This is a genomic window from Thalassobacterium sedimentorum (assembly GCF_031127905.1).
GTDB classification, from domain to species: domain Bacteria; phylum Verrucomicrobiota; class Verrucomicrobiia; order Opitutales; family Coraliomargaritaceae; genus Thalassobacterium; species Thalassobacterium sedimentorum.
Window position 1 is genome coordinate 113,809 of the sequence record NZ_JARXIC010000012.1, and the last position, 15,147, is coordinate 128,955.

Here is a 15,147-nt window from a genome sequence, read left to right on the forward strand (position 1 = left end):
GAAAGCACTTAGCCTGCGTGTTTTATGGAAGAAGATATTGAATCCTCGGGCACCTCTTTGGTGCCGCTCGCACTTGCCTTACTCGCCATTGTTCTGGGAGGGGCTGGACTTTATTTTGGACTGAATGCCAATCAGCGTATTACGCCTTTAACGGAATCAGTTGATGAGGGCTCCAGTTCTACAGCTCGTATTGATAAAGAGCTCGCAGCCTTGGATGCACGTATTGATGAGTTGACGACTCAAAATCGTCAGTTGAAAGAGACCATTCAACGACTTGGTCGTGAGAGTTCGCAAACACTACGCGTCGCTAATCAAGCAGGATCCGGAGTGGAGTCGAATCGTGGTGAATTAATTAAACTAGCCAAAAAAATGTCTGAATTAGCTAGTACTGGTGTGCGAGCCCCATCTCCGGCTCCTGAGCGTAGCGCGCCCTCAGAAACTGTCGCGACAGTGAATCCGAATTCAGGGAGCGCGAGCTCGAACTCTGTTGCTTCGACGCCAGCGACTTCGGGCACTAGTACTATTTATAAAATTCAATCCGGGGATACCTTTGGCAAGATCGCATCGCTGAAAGGCGTGAGTTTGGATGCCTTGCTGGAAGCCAATCCGGATGCAGATCCGCGCCGTCTCCGTATCGGGCAAGAGATTAACATCCCAGGTAACTGATGACAGTTCATGCTCAGGGGGAGGTGCCGGCGTGTTGGGAAGTTCTAGACGATCGTCTATTAAATGCATGTTGCGTATGGGATTTACGCGAACGGCGCTACCGGCATCCTAAGACTGGCAAGGAAGGGGATTTTTATTATATTGATTCGCGAGACTGGGTGATTGTTGTCGCTCGCACAGTTGAGGGCGAGTTGTTATTAATTCGGCAGTTCCGTTGGGGGGCGAATGAGCTATCGTGGGAATTGCCTGGAGGCATTATTGATGCTGGTGAAGATCCGGTCAAAGCTGGCTTGCGTGAGTTGCAAGAGGAGACTGGATATGTCGCAAAAACAGGGCGCTTGATCGGTCACGCGCGTCCCAATCCGGCAATCCTAAATAATTTTTGTCATGTCGTGCTGGCCGAAGAGGTCGTTTTAGATGTCTCCGGTACTGATTGGGATGAACATGAAGAGATTGAAGTGTGCGTGTTACCCGAAGCGACAGTCATGCAATGGGTGCGTGAGTGTAAGATTGGTCATGCGCTGGCATTGAATGGACTACTGTTTTATCAGTTGGACCAAAATCGCATAGATGCTGAAGCTTAGATCGGCCGGCCCTCTGGCTTCGATCGGCGGCTACAGTGCTCTGAGACGCAGGCAAAGGTGGCATTTCCACAAATCTTCGCTGAGGAACCTTGCGCCGTCAGCGATGCGTGATATAGTATTCGAGAACTAACTGTTTACACTATGAAAACCCTAATTCGTATCTTTCTTATCTTTATTGGCTTGCTTGTTATTGTGGCGGGCGCTGGCTACTTTATAGTGATGCGACCTTCCTTTCAAAAGAAGTTGGTGGAAAGTCAGCTGCCCGTTGGAAGCAGTATTCAGTTTGTAAAGGTGACTCCGAGCCGTATCGAGCTCTCCGAGTTGAAATTACAACTAGCGGATGGCACCACCGCAAAGGTAAAACATTTGCGCTCTGACTTTTCGCCCATGGCAGCACTGTTTCATGATACGATTGAATTGCGAGGGCTTCAGGTCGATGGATTGGTGGTTCAACTACCCGCAGCGATGGCGGCACCGACCAGCAGTCGCAGTGAGTCATCCGTCGGCACAGGCGCGCCTGCGCCGATGGATGGAACTCGCGAAGCGATCGAGCATAAGGAGGAAGTTACCAGTTCGCCTACAGATGCGCTTTATGCCTTAGGGGACCTTGGGATTCTTTTTGATATTGATTCCGTTCAGTTGAATGGGGCCTTGATTGATGCAGTAAGAAATCGTTACACTTTCGATATCGGTTCTGATCGTATGGCACCGGGCGCACAGACCACTGTCGAGGCTGCGCTCAAATTAGAGTCGCAAGAGGGGCTGCAAGGAGGTTTGAAAGAGTTCACCTCTCAGGCGCGTCTGATTTTTACTCAAAAGCAAGCGGGTGGTTTTGAACAGTTACATGTGGAGTCGCAGACCGAGGGCAGTGATGCCAATGGGGGGAGCTTAGTTTCGATTTCACAAAGTCTTGATTTGATGATCAATGGGTTTGAAGAGTCTGGTAGTTTTACGGCAAGTTTTAATGCAGATCTGCCGCATCCTGAAGTATTCGCGCCAGAATTGCTGGCACTGCAAGGTCTGTCACTGCAGGGAGCGTTGAAGGCCTCTGCTGAGGGGAGTGCGCTGATCTTAGAGACCGCTGACTTCGAGGCTTTGTCTCGAGGGGAGCAAGTGGCGAGCGTGAAACTCAAGCAGAGATTAACCTTAGGCGCGGAACAGGAAATCGTCGGAGAGTTGATGCAGATCAATCTCATTAACTTACCGCTGGCATGGTTGAATCCATGGTTGGGGCGGGGGCTGCAACTCTCTGGTGATCCCTTATCGGCTCAAGTGACTGTGTCCGGCGAGTCGAGTGGTGCCTTGCAAGTAAAAACCCTGGCGCCATTGCAGATCGGGCCGCTTGCACTTTACCAAAATGATCAGGTGCTGTTACAGGAAATTAGCCTTCGAATGACTCCAGTCGCTCGAGTCGAGGCTGACCAAAGCATTCATTTTGATGTGGGTGATTTACAGTTATTGGATCGCTATGGTGTTGTGCTGAGTGGCCAGGTGAGCGCTTCGCAAGGAGAGGGCACGGGCGCTTCACAGCTGGCCGGTATGCAAGCAGAAGTTAATTTAGACCTCGGCTTAGCCGAATTACTGCGGCAACCTGTGTTTGCGGGAGTCGGAAACCTCATGGCAGGTCAAGCACACGTCTTATTGGATGTGGATGGCACTGCTGACTATCCTGCTCAAATCCAGGTGGGTATTACAGGCTTGCGTGCGCGTGAGCTACCGGGTTCGCGACAAGATTATCGTTTCGCTGTGCAGCTTAAGGAGACGGCTTCAGGTAGCTATGCCGTGGGTTCAAATTTCCAGGCTGGATCGGAGCAACGTCCTAGCACTAGCCTGCAACTGGCAGGGCAAGTGCAACCTGAGCAACAGCCGATGCCTTTCAAAATACAACTGACTGGCCCGCTTGTTTCACAAAGTGATATCGACTTATTATTGGCCGCATTGCAGTCCCCGCCAGCGACCAATTCTGCTGTAATAGACGATCCGATGCCCCAGGACAGTGCGAAGTCTCCTGCTGACACGTCGTCGGTCGCGTCCTCTTCAGGTCATCCCGAGCCTCCGCTTTGGGCTGATTATAATGGTGAAATATCGGTCCAGATTGATGAGTTGTCCTTACAGTCAGGTCATACGATTCGGGATCTGCGGGTGAAGGCTGAGGTCTCGGAAGCCTTGCTGCGCTTGAGTGAACTCGCTGCAGCAATGCAGGAGGGCCAACTTTCAGGAGAGGGCCAGGTGACTTACGATGCGAATTTGGATAAGGCATATGCGATGCGCACCTCGTTAAGCTTTAAAAATGTTGATCCAAGTATGTTCTCCAAGCAAGCCTCAGGTAGCTTTCCCGTCCGAGGGCTCTTTGATGGCAATTTTAATGTCAGTGGTCGTGGTGCGAGCCTGCAACAGACCATTGAAGACTCAGAAGCGGATCTCTTGGTGACAGGTCGAGAGGGGGTCTTAACCGCATTTGAGTTAGACGATCGCAGCCAGCTCGGGCTATTGGGAGTTGGCATCCTTGGACAAAGCCTCAAGCGTCCAGGAATCACTGCGATGGCGCAAGCAGTCCCTTATTTTAAAGATATGAAGTTTGAAAACTTCACCTTAAAGTTAGTTCGAGCTCAGGATAAGAAAGTAAACATACCAGAACTTAAGTTTATTGGTGATAATCTTCGCATTAATGGGCAAGGTGTGATTGCTGCAAGCAGTCTCAATGAAGTGCTCAATCAACCTCTGGATCTTACGCTTGGGCTAGCCGCAAAAGGACGTTTGATTGAGTATCTGGATACACTTCAGCTATTAGGCCCGAAAATCGATGAAGATGGTTTTCGTAATTGGAATAAAGATATCGTGATTGGTGGCACACTCGGAGCGCCTAATACCAGCTCACTCAAAGATTTACTCAATAATGCTGCCCGTAGTGCATTCTCCAGTTCTAACTCGGATCAAGAATCTACGCCGGCAACATCCTCTTCTGGCAAGGGCGAAGCAGCGATTCCACCAGCAGATGGCAGTGCTGAGAATCTGAATGCCGTGCCGAATGAAAAAAAGAAATCCAAAGAGGAAAAGCGCCGGGATGATATCGAAATGGGCTTGGATTTGCTCAATTCTATGTTTGGTTCTCCATAAAACAGGACGAGCCCTTCGACTCGTCCTGCGCAATTTAGATATTCTAGGGGCGACCGCAACTGTGCTCGTTTCAAGAGCGTATCGCGATCCACGGGTAGAACACCCATTTGCTTATTAGAAGGATCGTGATTCGCTCAATTTCCTTACAACTTTAATCCTTCAGCGATGGCGGCTTCTTGCAGTAAATTGATCTCGGCAATGCCCTTGGCTCCGAGGTCGAGCAGGGTGTTCATTTCATCACGTGTAAAAGTGGCTTCTTCGCCGGAGCTTTGTACTTCTACGTATTTACCAGAGCCAGTCATTACCAAGTTGGCATCGACGGTGGCGTCCTTGTCTTCGACATAGTTGAGGTCGAGCACAGGCGTATCTTTAAATACGCCTACGGACACAGCTGCTACGGAATCTGTGAAAGGATTCTCGGCCAACTTGCCATCAGCAATTAGTTTTTGAATTGCAATTTGTGCAGCTACATAGGCGCCAGTGATGGAGGCGGTGCGGGTGCCTCCATCGGCTTGCAGCACGTCGCAGTCGATCCAAAGAGTCTTGCCTGTCAGTTTTTTGAGGTCAAAAACCGCACGTAAAGAACGCCCAATCAACCGTTGAATTTCAATGGTGCGTCCGTCTGCTTTGCCACGGCTGATATCGCGTTGCTTGCGATCCAGCGTGCTATAAGGAAGCATCGAATACTCCGCGGTCATCCAGCCGCCTTCGACTTTTTGTGCCCGCATCCAACCCGGCACACGCTCGTCGATCGATGCCGCGCAGATGACGCGTGTCTTTTCAAAGCTCACCAACACTGAGCCCAGCGCGTGTGGAGCGATGCCAGTTTCAAAAGAAATCGGGCGGAGTTGATCGATGGCGCGACCATCTGGACGAGCGAAAGGTGCTAAAATATCTGTCATGGGAAGCATCTAGTTGGGCTTTACTGTGCTTTTCAACCAATAAGCGCGACTCATGACAGATCTCATCGGTGAAGCTTTATTTTCTGACGCTGGAAGCTCTAAACTGATTTATTTACTGATCAGCGGCGGCATCGGTAAATTGAGGTTAGTTGCGATGATGCGCACTAGGCTTAGCTCATCTTGAGCGACTCTACCGTCTTCCAATACAACGCTGAGTGCACCCTCGAAGATTATTTTTTTCTGTGGTAAGGGGAGGTCCGAGAACAAATCCAAGGCGGCTTCGAGCGCTTCAAAGGTGATATCTTCTTCGGGTAATAAAATCGATTGTTTCAATAGATAGCGGTTACACTTGCGAGCGCCGGCCTGAAAGGCTGCCTCACGTTCTTTTACTGCAGCGGATGCCGTATAGCTGATTGCCGAAAGCAAGACGCAGATGGGCATTTCCATCTGTGCAGGTGGCAGTGGTTTCACTTGACGTGATGGGGCTTGACGTGCGCTTAAATATGCAGCAACTCCACGCAGTAAGGCGAGTTCTTCTAACTCAATCGAGCCATCGCTATGCGCTAACTCCCGAATCAGATCTGATATGTTTGCCAGAATATTGAGATCTCTGGCAGCGGCCATCGGTAGGGCGACATCGAACAGCGCAAATCGTTGATTCAAATCGAGTACCCGCAAGCGCGGTAGCCAGTCTGCTGTTTCACGATAAATCGCAGCATCTACTTGCGTCTTGACTAGTGATAACTGAGTGGAGTCATCCTCCTTGGCACTGGCTGATATCTGTAACCCGATCAATACGGCACAGGCAGCATTGCGACTCTGGTGTAGGCGGTTCAAGTCTTTTTCAATTTGTCCATGAATCTCCTGAGCCGTTAGAATCGCTGCCGCGCTGATTTGGCCAATGCTGTTGATGAAATCATGTGCCTGCATCGGCGTTTTGGGGGGCTTTGATGAGCTGGCAGTGGACTGAGGCTGATCGGAGTGTTCGCTTGCAGTGACAAAACGGCCATCCCAGCTGGGCTCAATCGCGGTAATACGTTGTTCCAGGGGCGGGTGCGTCGCAAACATACTGATATGTCTCGACTTGAGTGCGTTGGCAAAAAAGAAGTGGGCGGCTTCCTGGGAGTGTGCATTGGCGATTGCTCCGCGCAGTGGTGTGCCTCCAATCTTTTTCAATGCCCCCGCGATGCCCTCGGGATTTCGAGTAAACTGCACCGCTGCCGCATCGGCTAAAAACTCACGCTGACGTGAAATTGCACTCTGAATTAAGCGTCCAAAAAATACGCCGATGTAACCAATTGCCATGACTGCGATACCGATCAAAATGATCGCGATCATCGCTCCACCACCGTCTTTCCCACGACGACGGCCGCCCCCTAATAGTCCTGCCTCTGCGGTACTTCTGAACACTAGCTGCCCCAGCACTGCAATCGCCAGAATGCCGAAAAGCACTCCCATCAGACGAATATTAAGGCGCATGTCGCCATTCAGTATGTGGCTGAACTCGTGTGCGACCACACCCTGTAATTCATCACGGTTCAACGTGCGGATACAGCCACGTGTTACAGCCACTACTGCATCCGCCGGACTAAAGCCAGCCGCAAAGGCATTGATCCCATCTTCCGGTAATAAATAAACATCCGGCATCGGCACACCGGATGCGATCGACATCTCTTCCACGATATTCATCAATACGCGTTCGTCGGCATTCTGAGTTGTTTGCTCAATTTGGATGCCTCCCATTGACCGCGCTACATAGCCACCACCAGAGCGCAACTGCGCTACCTTAAAGAGCGAGCAAGCGCTGACCAATAGGATCACTGCTCCAAGTGTGCCCAAAAACAGATCTGGTTGCCACCAGGTAATGGGGGCGTTGACTGCATCCTGTGCCTTAAAAAAGCCAGCCCCCGCTACATAAGCCACTATTCCATATAGGGCGATGGCGATGCTGATGACTGCCATCGCAAAGAGCACCAGCATCAGGCGTGTACGCTTACGAGCCAACTCCTGGGCTTCAAAAAAATCCATTCAATTCCTCTTAATCCAGAATTAGAAGCTAACTTTTACTGCCTCACGCTCGCGCTCTTCAGTGATTTCAAATAGCTGTGCTTCGCGGAAGCCCATGGCATTGGAAATCAGCACAGCTGGAAAGACTTCTCGCTTGGTGTTGTAGGTCATTACGGCATCGTTGTAAGCTTGGCGAGCAAAGGCAATTTTGTTTTCTGTAGATGTCAGTTCTTCGGTAAGCTGCATCATATTTTGATTGGCCTTCAGGTCGGGATAAGCCTCCGACAATGCAAAGAATTTCGACATGGCCCCCGTCAATGCAGTCTCTGCGCCCATTAGCTGTTTGATTGCGTCAGGATTACCGGGATCGCTCGCTGCAGCTTGTCCCGCAGAGGCCGCACCGTTACGCGCTGCAATCACTGCTTCCAAGGTTTCGCGCTCATGCGATAAGTATCCTTTCGCCGTTTCCACTAAATTTGGAATCAAGTCGTAACGACGTTTCAGCTGCACATCGATCTGCGAAAACGCATTTTTAAAGCGATTTCGTAAGGTCACCAGACCATTGTAAATTCCCATCACCCACAGCGCCACAACCACGCAAAACGCAACAAGCACGGCCAGTATAATTAATCCAATCGTCATAGTATTTCCTTTTGTAATATAATGTTAAAAATGCGCGCTAAACTAACGCGGTTAACTTTTGAAAACAATTATCTATCTAAAAATAGTCGTAATACAATTACCTAAAGTAGAAAAATGAACTCATAGGCGTGTTTTACGGAGGGAAAAACGCCCATGATAACGTGACTGAGGCGGATAAACTATTGGCGGTTATTGGGGAGGCTGTTTATTGCTTCGAGGGCTACGTACCTTTGGATTGATCGTTTAAAAGAAACGGTATTCTTTATAGTTATGAGAGTGCGATCAGGGAACGTTTATCTTCACGAACAATTGCTTCAGGACTTGAGTCAACAGATGATGAAAGCTGACTATGTGGTAGTGGCAGAGTTGTTCAAAAGCAAGCAGGGAAGGGGATTCGAGCTGCTATGAGTATTGCTGGAAGTTTAGGGCTCCTACTACTGCTTGTTACACTGGCTGTGATTCCTGGACCAAGTGATTTATTGGTTGCAGGTAGTGCGCTGAGGCGAGGTTACCGGAGTGCCGTGGATGTAACACTGGGCATTCTGCTTGCAGATTTGATTTTCATTCTCGCGGTCGTTTACGGAGCCAGTCTTGCTTCGGACTATTCTATTCGCTATCAGGAATGCTTGAGCTGGATCTCCGCTGGAGTACTCACTGGCCTCGGGGTTTGGATGCTCTGTGTGAAGGTCGGTCGGCCTGAAATGGAATCAGAGCAGAGCATAAAACGAGAGTTTAGTTTTGCTGCAGGTTTCGCGATTACCTTTCTTGATCCTAAAGCCTTAGCCTTCTATCTGGGAGTATTACCTGCTTTTTTCGATATCGAGAACTTTACTGTCATGGATATTCTGGTGCTGTTGCTTCTAGTCTCGGTAGTTATTTGCATAACCAAGGCTTTTTATGTTTGGGTTGCAGTCACTGGTATGAGGCTATTGCCCTCTGCGAAAGCACAATCGATATTATTAAAGATGACTGGTGTCGCCCTTATTTTTATCGGTGCTTATCGGATCTTATTGTAAAGCAAGAGAATCAGGTTGCTGGGGATTGTGAAGGTTCGAAAGCTCTCGGGCTTCGTTTCGGAACCTTCAGATTGAGCCGAAATCGATTTATTCGGTAAGTTGCGTCAACACCGTCCTCGATGCGGAAAGAAATATCGATGCAGAGGGCAAATGTGGCCGCTTATGCGGATGGGAACATGGAGCGAGTGCTATTGGCATAGCGCACCAGTGCCAACATTACCGGCACCTCGACCAGAACGCCAACGATGGTGACCAATACAGCCGGTGAGGACGCACCAAAGAGTGTAATCGCAACTGCAACGGACAACTCGAAAAAATTAGACGCTCCGATCATACCAGCGGGTGCGGCGATATCGTGACTCAAGCGTAGCTTGCGGCAGGTACAATACGACAGGAAGAAAATCAGGCAGGTCTGAATAATTAAGGGGATCGCAATCAACGCGATATGGAAAGGATTGCTCAAGATCACATCACCTTGAAAAGAAAAGATCAGTATCAGGGTAAGCAGTAAGCCTCCAATTGTGACGTTATTAAACTTGGGGATGAAAGCGTCGTTAAAGTAATCTTCACCCTTGGTTTTGATAATATAATTTCTGGTAAGAACGCCACCAACCAAAGGGATGACCACAAAGAGAAAGACCGAGAGCAAGAGAGTATCCCAGGGGATGGTGATCCCCCCCACACCCAGCAACAGTGCCACAATAGGGGTGAAGGCGATCAAAATGATCAGGTCATTAGTCGCCACCTGCACCACAGTGTAGGCCGCGTTGCCCTTGGTCAAATGACTCCAGACAAACACCATCGCGGTGCAGGGAGCCGCTCCGAGTAGCACCGCGCCAGCGAGGTATTGCTTTGCGAGATCGGCGGGAATGAAAGCCTTGAAGACGACATAAAAGAAGAAAGCCGAAATGGCGAACATACTAAAAGGCTTGATCAGCCAGTTCATCACCCAAGTCACGTAAAGCCCCTTGGGATTTCGCCGCACATTTGTGACGCTGGCGAAATCAACTTTCATCATCATCGGGTAGATCATTAGCCAAATCAACACAGCGATGGGAATGGATACTTTCGCATATTCCAACTGCCCTAAGGCAGCGGGAATTGTTGGCAAAAACTTACCGATTAAGACACCCGTCACCATGCAAAGGATGACCCAAAGGGTTAAGTTTTTTTCAAAAAAACTGATTCCTGATTCTTGATTCTCTTTTTTCATTTCTTGTATCCAATTAATTGTTTCAAATTATTAACACCACTGAGCTCCTCGGGGCACCAGGGGGAGATTACCGTGCGCTTGGAGTGTTGCTCCAGCACCTCGTTAAGGTACAGCAACTCGTCCTTACTTTTAGCACATAGCACGGGGTCCTGCGTTCCAGAATATGCGAAACTACGATTCATAATCCATCCAAAGGGCTCGATGCCAGCGCGGCGCAAATCATCCTGCAAAGCAGAGGCCTCGTGCGTGGGCGTGGCTTCCGGCAGCGCGACAATCAGCACTTTGGTAAAGTTGGGGTCCCGCACACACGGCAACAGTGTTTTGACTGCCTCTGGTAATTCGCCAGCGGATTTAGCAACTTCCCGATGATAAGACTGCGTAGCGTCTAGAAGTAAGAGCGTGTGCCCGGTCGGCGCCGTATCCAGCACGACGATACTCTGCCCGCCCTTGGCGACGGTTTCTGCAAACGCGGTAAATACGGCAATCTCTTCAATACAAGGCGAGCGCATCTCCTCTTCGAGTAGTGCCATCTCGTCGTCGGACAAAACACCACGGTTTTTCGTCAACACCTCATCGACATAGCGACTGGTTTCCAACTTAGGGTCGATTCTCTCAACTGTCAGGTTGTCGATGTCATTACCCACAGTTTCAGCTACGTGTGCAGCAGGATCAGTGGTGGATAAAATCACATTATTGCCGCGACGCGCTAACTCCGCCGCAATGGCAGCCGCCATGACAGTCTTTCCAACGCCGCCTTTGCCCATCGTCATGATCACGCCTTTGCCCCCTTGCTCCAGCTCTCCAATATACGTTTCCCAATCACAGGTGCGCGCAGCCACCTCATCCAGTTCGGCCATCGAACAAAGATTGTCTGCCAATTCAGGCTGAATCGCAGCTTCGGCATAAATATTCTCAATCGCTTTGAGCCCCATGACACCCGCAGGACGAAAAGACACCGTAGTCGATGGCAATGCTTGCAAGCGTTCTGGCATTGCGGCGATGGCAGCACTCGACTTGGCAGCAAAGGCCTCAGCGATCGTATCCTGCGAGGGCGATGTAAAGACCCCATTAATGATCAAATGTTGATTGCTTAGCCCCAGTTCGCCCAGTTCCAGGCTAGCCCTTGCAGCCTCAGCTAAGGTCATCGATTCCGCACGCGAGACTAAGGTCAATAAAGTGCGGACCGGGTCCTTAAGCGCCCCGACGACTTGCTCAAACATCTCACGCTGCTCAGCCAAACCAGCCACCGGACCGAGACAAGAGCTACCATTCTCATTGGACACAATAAAATCGTTCCACGCCGATGGCAGATTCAACAGGCGTAGCGTGTGTCCCGTGGGAGCCGTATCAAGCACCACGTGCTCAAAGTCCTGCCCGACCCCGCCGTCGCTCAAAAGTTTGGAAAACTCGTTAAAGCCCGCAATTTCGACCGTGCAAGCCCCCGAAAGTTGCTCCTCCATCTGGGTGATGGCCGCCTCCGGTAAGACGCCACGATAAGGCCCAACCATCCGCTCGCGATACTCACTGGCGGCCACGATCGGATCGATATTCAAGGCAAACAAGCCAGGCACATTATGAATGGCAGTCGGCGAGGAAGCCAGCGGAGTTTCCAACACTTCATCCAAGTTCGACGCCGGATCCGTGCTAATGAGTAAGACCCGCTTTCCCTGCTTCGCCAATCCCAGCGCAGATGCGCAGGCCATCGAGGTCTTGCCGACACCTCCCTTACCCGTAAAAAAGACATAGCGCGGCAGACTTTTGATAAAATCTTTCATTAGCAGCAGCCTCCATCCGCGCAGCAAGCACTGTCATCTTGCGGCGCCGTAAACGAAGTAAACAGCACCGACGCCTTAATATTTAAAGCGTCAAACAACTCAGCCTTCGAAGGGTGACGCCCTTTAAGCCAAAGCACATCGTTGATGAAAATAAAAGGCAGCTCCTCCATGCCGCCATTACCAAGCATGGCCTTGACCGTTTCATTGGCAGCAAATGCCTGTGGCTGCTGCCCTAGATTATAGCGCTCCACACGCACACCAGCATGCTTTGAGACTTCCTTCAAAGCCGAGGCAAATTGAGCCAGGATGGGATCGACACTCGGTCCGCAGACTCCCGAAGAACAACACATCGCCGGATCGTATATTTTCAAAACCATTTCAGTGGCTTTCTGAGAATAAGATGCATCCCCCAATTCGTTTTCTACATTTTTCATAAAGCTTCTTCCTTTCTCTTTTTTTGGTCCCGGCATAGGTCTTGAACCGTGCACGAGACAATCTCCTCTAAAACCAGTCGATCTGCCTGAATCTCCTCAGCATCGGCCAAGGCCGAATCGAGCCATGCCCGCAAATGCACGGGGAAATCCTTAGCGAGCGCATAATACACCCAGCGGCCCTCTTTGCGACTTTGCACCAAGCCAGCGCTCTGGAGCACCGCCATGTGTCGCGACACCGTCGGTGTCGCCAGGCGCAACAATTCCACTACCTGACAGCCGCACAACTCCTCATGGCGCGAGAGAGCCGCCACGACGCGCACTCGGCTCTCATCCGCCAGCGCCTTTGTCATATTCATTAAATCATTCATAGCTTTATTAGTTTGTCAGTTAGCAAAATATAAAACTATGAGTGCGCGAACCTTGCTTGTAGTCAAATGCTTTTTGAAAAAACTCAGTCGGCTTGATCCTTCGAATCGCCCGCGCAGCACTCTGCCTGAAGGAAATGAATGAGCTCCTGTAAGTGCTGGTAATCTGGGCTGCAAACAATCGTGCGGCTTTTTTTTACTTGATGAATTAAACCAACTCTTCCCATGCGAGCTAAATGATGCGAGAGGGTGGAGGCCGGAATATTCAAGGCCTTTTGAATATCGCCCACCAAGGCACCTGAGTGTCCCGCTTTGACTAAGTATCGATAGATCGCTAAGCGGTGTATGTTGCCCAATTCCGCTAAGCTCTCGGCGGCTGCCTTATCTGTAATCATATTCTCAATTCGTTATATTTCGAAAAACATGGAAATGTTGTGGACAAATGTCAAAGGAGCAATTTATAGCTATATTTCGACAATACTAGAAATATGAAATTCATGACAGAGCAATTACAGGATACATTGAGCATGTTTGCCTTTTTGGCGATCGAGCTCTCGATTTTATTCATAGGGATCAGTCTGTTGGTAGGAGCCTTGCAGCGCCATATTCCGCCAGCGAAGATTGAAGTTTTACTGAGTGCTGGACGTGGGCGCAGCTATTTACTTGCGGCTGCGCTGGGGGCGATGACGCCTTTTTGCAGCTGTTCGACGATCCCCATGCTGAAAGGCTTGATCCGAGCCCGTGCGGGATTTGGGCCCATGATGGTATTTCTTTTTGCATCTCCGTTGCTCAATCCGATCATTGTCGTCCTGCTGGCGGCGACTTTTGGGCTTCAACTGACAATGATTTATACCTTGGCCGCACTCTTAGTCTCCTTGGTGGCGGGTTACTTGTTGCAAGTTTTCGGCTTTGAGCGGACCATACGCAGTGATGTCTTGCACGCATCCGACCGCAGCTCTCATTCAACGCAGGGAGATGACCTGCCCCTGTTCCAGCCTGTCGTGGGGGGCTGCTGTGAAAGTCCGGTGTCGATCCGCACGGCGAGCGCTTGCTGTGGTGAGGATGCTGGGAAGGCTCAGGTCACGGCAAAAGGACGCTATCATGGGCTCTGGCGTGAGGCTTGGTCTGACTTTGTTGAAGTCTTACCCTATCTGCTCCTCGGTATCGGTATTGGTAGTGTCATCTATGGCTATATGCCAGCCGCCTTTTTGGAACAAGTAGCCGGCGAGGATAATCCATTTGCGATTCCTATTGCGGCTGTTATTGGAGTGCCACTCTACATCCGGGCCGAAGCAGTGATTCCACTGGCGGCAGCCTTAATGAGCAAAGGTGTCGGCGCAGGGACCGTGTTGGCTTTGATTATTGGTAGTGCGGGGGCCAGTTTGACTGAATTGATCCTGCTACGCTCACTCTTTACCGCTAGACTTCTGCTTGTCTTTGTTGTCGTCATTTTTGCAATGGCGATGCTCGCTGGTTACACAACTTACTTACTGCACTAGGTTAAACTAGAACTGGATAGGCCGCACCACCAAGTGTAACAAATAATGAAAATGCCTGAGAGGTTCAAATTTAGCATCTATATTAATTGCGAACGACTTATGAAAATACGAAAAAGCGTCTTGAAGACGTAATTGACTATATTTCTCGCCGCAATGGCAGGCTGGCTGAACCGCAAACAGCTTGATGTGATCAACTATTTGCATGCCGAGAATGAGATACTCAAAGAACAGCTGGAGAAGAAGGATGTGAAGTTAGCTTTGAGCAATACCCAAAGACGAAAACTTGCAAAGTGCGGCAAGAAGCTCGGGCGCAAGGGACTGATACAATACGCGAGTATTGTCACGCCGGATCGGATTCTCTACTGGCACCGTAAGTTGGTAGCATTCAAATACACGGCTAAGCGCAAGATACAGACGGATCGCCAGAAGGAGATGGAAACCATCCGTGAGTTTTGCATCAAGTTCGCGGAAGAGAACGCAAGCTGGGGGTATGGACGTATCCAGGGTGCGCTCTCGAATCTCGGTTACGAAGTCAGTGAAACGACGGTCGGTAATATCCTCCGCGCTGCTGGCATTCCGACAGCGGAAGAACGGATGAAGAAATCTACGTGGAAGCAGTTCGTGCGCTCGCATATGGCAACGATGTGTGTGGCCGATTTCCTGACCACAGAAGTCTGGACGATGCGAGGCCTCGTCCGCTATCACACGCTTTTCGTCATGAACCTCGCCAAGCGCAAGGTGCAGATCGCTCAGATTAGCTGCCAGATGAATGGTCAGGTCATGGCACAGGTCGCCCGGAACCTCACTGATTCGGAAGATGGCTTCTTGGATGAGATGGAATACTTCGTCTGCGACAACGATCCGCTGTTCACGAATGAATTTTGCGAGACTTTGGAAACTTCAGGAGTGAAGGTCATCAAGACCCGC

The 15,147-nt window shown here is 50.1% G+C and carries 14 protein-coding genes; 6 read left to right on the top strand and 8 right to left on the bottom strand.

Annotated elements, in window-relative coordinates; translation table 11 throughout:
* Positions 1-24: 24 nt before the first annotated feature.
* The 3 genes from QEH59_RS09235 (at position 25) to QEH59_RS09245 (ending at position 4,367) form a co-directional block, all read left to right on the top strand.
* Entirely contained in the window at positions 25-666 is a 642-nt protein-coding gene (locus QEH59_RS09235; RefSeq protein ID WP_308985079.1) for a LysM peptidoglycan-binding domain-containing protein, read from the top strand.
* The gene (locus QEH59_RS09240; RefSeq protein ID WP_308985080.1) at positions 666-1,250 is read left to right on the top strand and encodes an NUDIX hydrolase; all 585 of its coding nucleotides are present in this window, start codon (positions 666-668) and stop codon (positions 1,248-1,250) included. The genes QEH59_RS09235 and QEH59_RS09240 overlap by 1 nt, the downstream gene beginning before the upstream one ends.
* 141 nt (positions 1,251-1,391) lie before the next feature.
* Entirely contained in the window at positions 1,392-4,367 is a 2,976-nt protein-coding gene (locus tag QEH59_RS09245) for an AsmA family protein (RefSeq protein WP_308985081.1), read from the top strand.
* A gap of 143 nt (positions 4,368-4,510) precedes the next feature.
* Here QEH59_RS09245 and rph read toward each other — a convergent pair whose 3' ends face one another.
* From rph to QEH59_RS09260, 3 genes are all read right to left on the bottom strand, one after another.
* Entirely contained in the window at positions 4,511-5,278 is a 768-nt protein-coding gene (gene rph, locus QEH59_RS09250) for a ribonuclease PH (RefSeq protein ID WP_308985082.1), read from the bottom strand.
* A gap of 99 nt (positions 5,279-5,377) precedes the next feature.
* The gene (locus QEH59_RS09255) at positions 5,378-7,297 is read right to left on the bottom strand and encodes a M48 family metallopeptidase (RefSeq protein ID WP_308985083.1); all 1,920 of its coding nucleotides are present in this window, start codon (positions 7,295-7,297) and stop codon (positions 5,378-5,380) included.
* Between the two features lie 21 nt (positions 7,298-7,318).
* A complete protein-coding gene (locus tag QEH59_RS09260) occupies positions 7,319-7,918 on the bottom strand; it encodes a LemA family protein (RefSeq protein WP_308985084.1) in 600 nt (199 codons plus the stop codon).
* 404 nt (positions 7,919-8,322) lie between these two features.
* Here QEH59_RS09260 and QEH59_RS09265 point away from each other — a divergent pair, with 404 nt between their 5' ends.
* Positions 8,323-8,934, top strand: a complete 612-nt coding sequence (locus QEH59_RS09265) for a LysE family translocator (RefSeq protein WP_308985085.1) — start codon at positions 8,323-8,325, stop codon at positions 8,932-8,934.
* A 160-nt stretch (positions 8,935-9,094) separates the two neighbouring features.
* On the opposite strand, the gene arsB is transcribed toward QEH59_RS09265, so the two are convergent.
* The 5 genes from arsB to QEH59_RS09290 form a co-directional block, all read right to left on the bottom strand.
* Positions 9,095-10,147, bottom strand: coding sequence for an ACR3 family arsenite efflux transporter (gene arsB, locus QEH59_RS09270; protein WP_308985086.1), 1,053 nt, complete (start codon positions 10,145-10,147; stop codon positions 9,095-9,097).
* A complete protein-coding gene (gene arsA, locus QEH59_RS09275; RefSeq protein ID WP_308985087.1) occupies positions 10,144-11,922 on the bottom strand; it encodes an arsenical pump-driving ATPase in 1,779 nt (592 codons plus the stop codon). Before arsA ends, arsB begins: the two co-directional genes overlap by 4 nt.
* Positions 11,922-12,356, bottom strand: coding sequence for an arsenite efflux transporter metallochaperone ArsD (gene arsD, locus QEH59_RS09280; RefSeq protein ID WP_308985088.1), 435 nt, complete (start codon positions 12,354-12,356; stop codon positions 11,922-11,924). The genes arsA and arsD overlap by 1 nt, the downstream gene beginning before the upstream one ends.
* Complete coding sequence (locus tag QEH59_RS09285; protein WP_308985089.1) at positions 12,353-12,712, bottom strand: ArsR/SmtB family transcription factor; 360 nt, start codon at positions 12,710-12,712, stop codon at positions 12,353-12,355. Before QEH59_RS09285 ends, arsD begins: the two co-directional genes overlap by 4 nt.
* A gap of 95 nt (positions 12,713-12,807) precedes the next feature.
* On the bottom strand, positions 12,808-13,116 hold the full coding sequence (locus QEH59_RS09290; protein WP_308985090.1) for an ArsR/SmtB family transcription factor: 309 nt from the start codon (positions 13,114-13,116) through the stop codon (positions 12,808-12,810).
* 102 nt (positions 13,117-13,218) lie between these two features.
* On the opposite strand from QEH59_RS09290, the gene QEH59_RS09295 reads away from it, so the two are divergent.
* Together QEH59_RS09295 and QEH59_RS09300 are read left to right on the top strand one after the other, a co-directional pair.
* A complete protein-coding gene (locus QEH59_RS09295) occupies positions 13,219-14,220 on the top strand; it encodes a permease (RefSeq protein WP_345785336.1) in 1,002 nt (333 codons plus the stop codon).
* A gap of 132 nt (positions 14,221-14,352) precedes the next feature.
* A partial coding sequence (locus QEH59_RS09300; RefSeq protein ID WP_308985092.1) for a hypothetical protein occupies positions 14,353-15,147 on the top strand: 795 nt, incomplete at its 3' end.